The organism is Pseudomonas sp. AC463, from assembly GCF_979253585.1.
In genome coordinates this window covers 1-4,685 of record NZ_CEEDDZ010000039.1, presented here as the reverse complement: position 1 = coordinate 4,685, position 4,685 = coordinate 1, and the positions used below count along the sequence as shown (strand labels likewise).

3 protein-coding genes are annotated in these 4,685 nt (G+C 60.6%); 2 read left to right on the top strand and 1 reads right to left on the bottom strand.

Translation table 11 applies throughout. From position 1 onward, the window contains the following. Positions 1 to 564 precede the first annotated feature (564 nt). On the top strand, positions 565 to 1,716 hold the full coding sequence (gene macA, locus AC0IYH_RS28740) for a macrolide transporter subunit MacA (protein ID WP_471837386.1): 1,152 nt from the start codon (positions 565 to 567) through the stop codon (positions 1,714 to 1,716). A gap of 3 nt (positions 1,717 to 1,719) precedes the next feature. Further along, positions 1,720 to 3,678 (top strand): MacB family efflux pump subunit, encoded by a 1,959-nt coding sequence (locus AC0IYH_RS28735; protein ID WP_471837385.1) that lies wholly within the window; start codon positions 1,720 to 1,722, stop codon positions 3,676 to 3,678. A gap of 85 nt (positions 3,679 to 3,763) precedes the next feature. Here AC0IYH_RS28735 and AC0IYH_RS28730 read toward each other — a convergent pair whose 3' ends face one another. Further along, on the bottom strand, positions 3,764 to 4,435 hold the full coding sequence (locus tag AC0IYH_RS28730) for a helix-turn-helix domain-containing protein (RefSeq protein ID WP_177411985.1): 672 nt from the start codon (positions 4,433 to 4,435) through the stop codon (positions 3,764 to 3,766). Positions 4,436 to 4,685 lie beyond the last annotated feature (250 nt).

The window sequence follows — 4,685 nt, the reverse complement described above, 5'->3', positions numbered from 1 at the left end:
GGTTAGCCGCGATGGGCCATCCCTGGCCCAGCGCGGCTAACCCGGCGTCCTGCCGGGTTACCCACGCTCCAAAGCCTGCGTTCGGCCAGCGTGGTTTACGGGGCGCCTCAGATCAAAATCAAAAGCCAAAGCAAAAGCAGATCAAAAGCAGAGCACGGCGGCCTGAGAGCCGACCTGAGTGGTGTAGATCAAAAGCGCTGTGGCTCTGCTCTGCTTTTGATCTGGCCCTTACATCCTTGTCGCTGACGAAGTCAGCGGTCTTTTGATCTGCGCTTGTGATCTTGATCTTGATCTTGATCTTAGGCGCCCCGTTAAACACGCTGGCCGAACGCAGGCTTGAATCCGTGGGTAACCCGGCAGGACGCCGGGTTAGCCGCGCTGGGCCAAGGATGGCCCATCGCGGCGACCCACGGATTCAAGCCGGAGTGAGGGCATGCCGAGCCTAGGCGAGGCACCGAGTGTTGGGGCAAGAGCGTTTTGGTTACTTTTGCGCTTTTCAAAAGTGACCCGCTGTAAGAGCGGAACCCATATCAGCCGTGACCGAAAAAACGGATATGTACCCAAATGCCAAAGTCAAAATTCAAAACCATCAGCATCCTGGCCACATTGGCCATCGCCATCGCCCTGGTGATCTACACGGTCCAGGCCCCCGCCGACACCCCCCAATACCTCACCGCCACCGCCGAACGCGGTGACATCGAAAACGCCGTCCTGGCCACCGGCGTCCTCGAAGGCATCAAGCAAGTCGACGTCGGCGCCCAAGTCTCCGGCCAGCTCAAGTCGTTGAAGGTCAAAGTCGGCGACAAAGTAAAAAAAGGCCAATGGCTCGCCGAAATCGACCCATTGATCCTGCAGAACACCCTGCGCAAAGCCCAGGTCGACGAAGAAAACCTGCAAGCCCAACGCCGCGCCACGGCGGCCCAACTCAAGCAGGCCAGGTCCATCTACGAACGCTACAAGGGCTTGCAGATCGATGAGTCAGTCTCGCGCCAGGATTACGAAGACGCCGAATCCACCTTCCAGGTGCAGCAAGCCAACCTGTTGTCCCTGGATGCACAGATCAAAAGCGCGCACATCCAGATCGACACCGCCAAGATCAACCTGGCCTACACCCGCATCGTCGCGCCCATCGACGGCGATGTGGTGGGCATCGTCACCCAGGAAGGCCAGACCGTAATCGCCAACCAACTGGCGCCGGTGCTGCTCAAGCTGGCGGACCTGGACACCATGACGGTCAAGGCGCAGGTTTCCGAGGCTGATGTGATCCATATCAGCCCCGGCCAGCAGGTGTATTTCACCATCCTTGGCGAGGCCGACAAACGTTACTACGCCAAGCTGCGCGGCACTGAGCCGGCGCCGCAGAACTTCCTCGAAACCCAGACCGCCGGCACGCCCAAGCAGAACAGCGCGGTCTTCTACAACGCGCTGTTCGATGTGCCCAACCCCGACCACCGACTGCGCATCGCCATGACCGCCCAGGTGCGCATCGTGCTCGACACCGCCCAGGCTGCGCTGATGGTGCCGGTGGCCGCGTTGGGCCCGCGCAACAACGATGGCGGCTACTCGCTGCGGGTGCTGGATGCCAAGGGCCGGGCGGTGTCGCGCGAGGTGAAGACCGGCATCAATAACAACGTCAAGGTGCAGATCCTCGAAGGCCTGGTCGAGGGCGACAAGGTGGTGATCGGCGATGCAACGCCCGCCGTGGCGGGGAACTGAGCCATGACCCAGCCACTGTTGGAACTCAAGGGCATCACCCGCAGTTTTATCGCCGGCGAGCGTGAGTTCATCGCGCTCAAGGGCATCGACCTGACCATCCATGCCGGCGAGATGGTCGCGATCATCGGCGCGTCCGGCTCGGGCAAATCCACGTTGATGAATATCCTCGGTGGCCTGGATTACGCCACGGCCGGCAGCTACAAAATCAATGGCATCGAAACCCGCTCATTGGGCGATGAACAGCTGGCCGAGCTGCGCCGCGACTACTTCGGCTTTATCTTCCAGCGCTACCATTTGCTCGCGCACCTGAGCGCGTTGCACAACGTGGAAATGCCGGCGATTTACGCCGGCACCCCGCAAACCCAGCGTCATAGCCGCGCCGGCGAGTTGCTCGCGCGCCTGGGCCTGGCCAGCCACAGCACTCATCGCCCCAGCCAGCTTTCGGGTGGCCAGCAGCAGCGCGTGAGTATTGCCCGCGCCTTGATGAACGGCGGCGAAGTGATCCTTGCCGACGAACCCACCGGCGCCCTCGACACCCACAGCGGCAAGGAGGTGATGCGCATCCTCGCCGAGCTGCACGCCGCCGGGCACACAGTGATTATCGTCACCCACGACCCCAAGGTGGCGGCGAATGCCCAGCGTATCGTCGAGGTGTGCGATGGTGAGATCGTCAGCGACAAGGCCAACCAAAGCAGCGGCCTGGAGCTGCCCGGCGATGCGCCGATAGAACCCAAGCGCAGCGGCGCGCGGCGCCTGGTGGCGAGCCTGGGGTTGTTCAAGGAAGCTTTCAATATGGCCTGGGTCGCGCTGGTCTCGCACCGTATGCGCACCTTGTTGACCATGCTCGGGATCGTCATCGGCATCACCTCGGTGGTGTCGATCTCGGCCATCGGCGAGGGCGCCAAGCGCTATGTGCTCAAGGACATCCAGGCGATTGGCAGCAATACCATCGATATCTTTTCCGGCACCAGTTTTGGCGACAGCCGCGCGTCGGCCATCGAGACCTTGATGCCGTCGGATGTCGACGCGCTGAACCAGCTGTATTACGTCGACAGCGCCACCCCGGTGGTCGGGCGTAACCTGCTGCTGCGTTTTGGCAATATCGACCTGGATGCGCAGGTCAACGGGGTCAGCGACCGTTACTTCAAGGTCAAGGGCCTGAAGCTCGAGGCCGGGATTGCCTTCAGCGAAAGCGATGCGCGGCGCCAGGCCCAGGTGGTGGTGATCGACCACAATACCCGTCATCGCCTGTTCGGGCCGAATATCGACCCGCTGGGCCAGGTGATCCTGGTGGGCAACCTGCCGTGCACGGTGATCGGCGTCACTGCCGACAATAAAAACATGTTCGCCGCCAGCAAGGCGCTGAATGTGTGGGTGCCGTATGAAACAGCGGCGGGGCGCCTGTTGGGCCAGCGCCATCTGGACAGCATCACCGTGCGCATCAAGGACGGCCAGCCGAGCAAGGTGGTGGAAGAGAACGTCAATAAACTCATGCTGCAACGCCACGGCACCAAGGATTTCTTCACCAATAACCTCGACAGCATCATGCAGACGGTGCAGAAAACCAGCCGCTCCCTGGCGCTGCTGCTGTCGCTGATCGCGGTGATTTCCTTGCTGGTGGGCGGCATCGGGGTAATGAATATCATGCTGGTGTCGGTCACCGAGCGTACCCGCGAAATTGGCATTCGCATGGCAGTGGGCGCGCGGCAGTCGGATATTCGCCAGCAGTTTCTGGTGGAGGCGGTGATGGTGTGTTTGATTGGCGGGCTGATCGGGATTTCGCTGTCTTACGCGCTGGGCTTTCTGTTTTCGGTGTTTGTGAAGGAATGGGAAATGGTGTTTTCCATGGGGTCGATCATTACTGCGTTTGCCTGCTCGACGCTGATCGGCATTGTGTTTGGTTTTGTGCCGGCAAGGAATGCGGCGCGGCTGGACCCGATCGAGGCACTGGCGCGCGACTGACTTTTCTCAGCTTGCACAGATCAAAATGTGGGAGGGGCGGTGCGACGATTCGACTTGCCCCTCCCACATTTCGATTTGTGTTGGCTTAGAGGGTTGTTCCATCCTCCACCGCATACATCCACCGCAACAACGAATGCCGCCCGCTGATTCCCAACTTGATCGCTGCGCGTTTGAGGTAGCTTTCGATGGTGTTGACCTTCAACGCCAATTGCTCCGCCAGTTCCGGCGCCGTCCGCCCGGCCAGCAGGCCCACGCACACTTCCAGTTCGCGGTTGGACAAGGTCAGGCCGGATTGCACCAGGCGTTCTTCAATACGCCGGCGCAAGGTTTCGATGCCCTGGTTTTGCACCGGCAAGGGGGCGCTGTCCTGGCGGCATGGCTGGATCGCGGTGATGTGTTTTTCGACCATGGGCAACAGCAAGGTGGAGAAGTCCTGCAGCAGGCTGCGTTCCTGCGGCGAAAAGCTGTCGGACTGGTGCGAGCGGTAGACAGACAGCACGTAGCGCATGTCGTCCTTGTGGTGGGTGAGGTGCAATTGTGCCGCGGGTTGCGCCTCGCCCAAGGCCGCTACGGAGTCGGTGTAGACCGGGCTGATCTTGCGTCGGGTGTGGCCTTCGCGGCTGACTTGCAGCTGGGTGATATGGGTGGCGTCCACTGCCAGTTGGGTGAGGATGAGGTCATGCAGCATGCGTGGGAAATGGCGACTGCCGGTGCTGGCGATGACCTTGCCTATATGTGGGAACAGGTGTGAGTTCATCAATTCGTCCATGAGTTTCGGGTGCAGAAACCTATGCTAGTACACCTTGGTGCAGTGATGGGGATCCAATCGGGGAAAAGCCGATTAAAGGGGGCGGTGGAGTCCCGTTGCCGGGGTGATAGGGTGATAGGGTGATAGGGTGTATATCCGTTATTTAGGTAACGGCGGCTTATGGTTCCGCTCTTACAGCGGCTCACTTTTGGAAGGACCCAAAAGTAAGCAAAAGGTCCTCGCCCCACCACTCGGTGCC